The organism is Arthrobacter sp. SDTb3-6, from assembly GCF_013376095.1.
Classification (GTDB): domain Bacteria; phylum Actinomycetota; class Actinomycetes; order Actinomycetales; family Micrococcaceae; genus Specibacter.
The window spans coordinates 1-2,595 of record NZ_JAAMFN010000092.1; the positions used below are offsets into that span (position 1 = coordinate 1).

General features: G+C 66.5%; 1 protein-coding gene. It reads right to left on the bottom strand.

Annotated features, from left to right (window positions below; all coding sequences use genetic code 11):
* Positions 1-12: 12 nt before the first annotated feature.
* On the bottom strand, positions 13-2,595 hold a 2,583-nt coding region (aceE, locus tag G6035_RS19370; RefSeq protein WP_176618733.1), incomplete at its 5' end, for a pyruvate dehydrogenase (acetyl-transferring), homodimeric type.

The window sequence follows — 2,595 nt, forward strand, 5'->3', positions numbered from 1 at the left end:
CGCCGGTTGGGGTTAGCTGTCGCCTCCGGCGTTGCCGGTGGTGCCGGCGTTGACGTTGAGGAGGTCGTATTTGGTGGCGGCCTGGCGGGGTGTGTCGGGGTTGATTTTTCCGTCGTTGGCGAGCATTTGCAGGGCGCGGACGACGATGCTGTGGGAGTCGATCTTGAAGTAGCGGCGGGCGGCGGCGCGGGTGTCGGAGAAGCCGAAGCCGTCGGCGCCGAGGGTTGCGAAGGTGTTGGGCAGGAATTGGCGGATTTGGTCGGGGACGGCTTTCATGTAGTCGGTGACGGCGATGACGGGTCCGTGCGCGTCGGCCATTTTGTGGGTGAGGTAGGGGGTGCGGGGTGCCTCGTCGGGGTGGAGGAAGGAGTGTTCCTCGGCGGCGAGGCCGTCGCGGCGCAGTTCGGTCCAGGAGGTGACGGACCAGACGTCCGCGGCGACGCCCCATTCCCGGGCGAGGATGTCGGCGGCTTCCAGGGCCCAGGGCACGGCGACGCCGGAGGCGAGCAGTTGCGTGGCGGGTCCTTCGGTGGTGGCGGCTTGGAGGTGGTAGATGCCTTTTTCGATGCCTTCGGTGTCGAGGTTGGCGGGGGCCTTGGGTTGGAGGATTGGTTCGTTGTACACGGTGAGGTAGTACATGACGTTGGGGTCGGTGGAGGCGGGCCCGTACATGCGTTCCAGCCCGGCCTTGACGATCACCCCGATCTCGTACCCGTAGGCCGGGTCGTAGCTGATCACGGCGGTGTTGGTGGAGGCCAGGAGGGGGGAGTGCCCGTCGGCGTGTTGGAGGCCTTCGCCGGTGAGGGTGGTCCGGCCGGCGGTCGCGCCGATGATGAAGCCGCGGGCCATCTGGTCCCCGGCGGCCCAGAACTGGTCCCCGGTGCGTTGGAAGCCGAACATGGAGTAGAAGACGTAGATCGGGATCAGGGGTTCGCCGTGGGTGGCGTAGCTGGTCCCGGCGGCGGTGAACGCGGCCACGGACCCGGCTTCGTTGATGCCGGCGTGCACGATCTGTCCGGAGATCGATTCCTTGTAGGCCAGCACCAGGTCCCGGTCCACGGAGAGGTAGTTCTGCCCGTTGGGGTTGTAGATCTTCGCGGTCGGGAAGAACGCGTCGATGCCGAAGGTGCGGGCCTCGTCGGGGATGATCGGCACGATCCGGTGGCCGAAGTCCTTGTCCCGCATGAGGTCCTTGAGCAGGCGCACGAACGCCATGGTCGTGGCGGCGTGTTGCTTGCCGGAGCCGCGGTTGGCGACTTCGTAGGTCTTTTCCCCGGGCAGGGTGACCGGGGTGTGGGCGGTGCGGCGTTCGGGGACGAACCCGCCGAGTTCGGCGCGGCGTTCCATGAGGTAGCGGATTTCCGGGGCGTCGGGGCCGGGGTGGTAGTACGGGGGCCGGTACGGGTCCGCTTCGAGGGTTTCATCGCTGATGGGCAGGCGCAGGTGGGTGCGGAAGTCCTTCAGGTCCTGCAGGGTCAGCTTCTTCATCTGGTGGGTGGAGTTGCGGGCCTCGAAGTGCGTGCCCAGCCCGTAGCCCTTGACGGTGTGGGCCAGGATCACGGTCGGCTTGCCCTTGAATTCCACCGCGGCCCGGTAGGCGGCGTAGACCTTGTGGTAGTCGTGCCCGCCACGCTTCAAATTCCATACCTCGTCATCGGTCAGGTGCGCGGCGAGTTCCTTCGTCGCCGGGGTCTGGCCGAAGAAGTGTTCCCGGACGAACCCGCCGGACTCGGCCTTGTACGTCTGGTAGTCCCCGTCGACGGTGTCGTTCATGACCTTCACCAGGGAATGGTCGGTGTCGCGGGCCAGCAACGCATCCCACTCCCGCCCCCAGAGCACCTTGATGACGTTCCAGCCGGCACCGCGGAAGAACGCCTCGAGTTCCTGGACGATCTTGCCGTTGCCGCGCACCGGCCCGTCCAGGCGCTGGAGGTTGCAGTTCACCACGAACGTGAGGTTGTCCAGCTTGTCGTTCGCAGCGAGCTGGAGCAGGCCGCGGGATTCGGGCTCGTCCATTTCCCCGTCGCCCAGGAACGCCCACACGTGCTGGTCGGAGGTGTCCTTGATGCCGCGGTTGTGCAGGTACCGGTTGGACTGGGCCTGGTAGATCGCGTTCATCGGCCCGATGCCCATCGAGACCGTCGGGAACTCCCAGAACCCCGGCATCAGGCGCGGGTGCGGATACGAGGACAGGGCATGGCCTTCCCTGGACTTCTCCTGCCGGAACCCGTCCAGGTCCTCCTCGGACAGGCGCCCTTCCAGGAACGCGCGCGCGTACATGCCCGGGGACGCGTGTCCCTGGAAAAAGACCTGGTCCCCGCCCCCGGGATGGTCCTTGCCCCGGAAGAAATGATTAAAACCAACCTCGTACAACGTCGCGGCCCCCGCATACGTGGAGATGTGCCCGCCGACCCCGATGTCCGGGCGCTGGGAACGGTGCACCATGACCGCGGCATTCCACCGCAACCACGCCCGGTACTTCCGCTCGATCTCCTCATTGCCCGGGAACACCGGCTCCTGGTCCGCAGGAATCGTGTTCACATAATCCGTCGTCGTGACCATCGGCACGCCAACACTCTGCGCCCCGGCACGCTG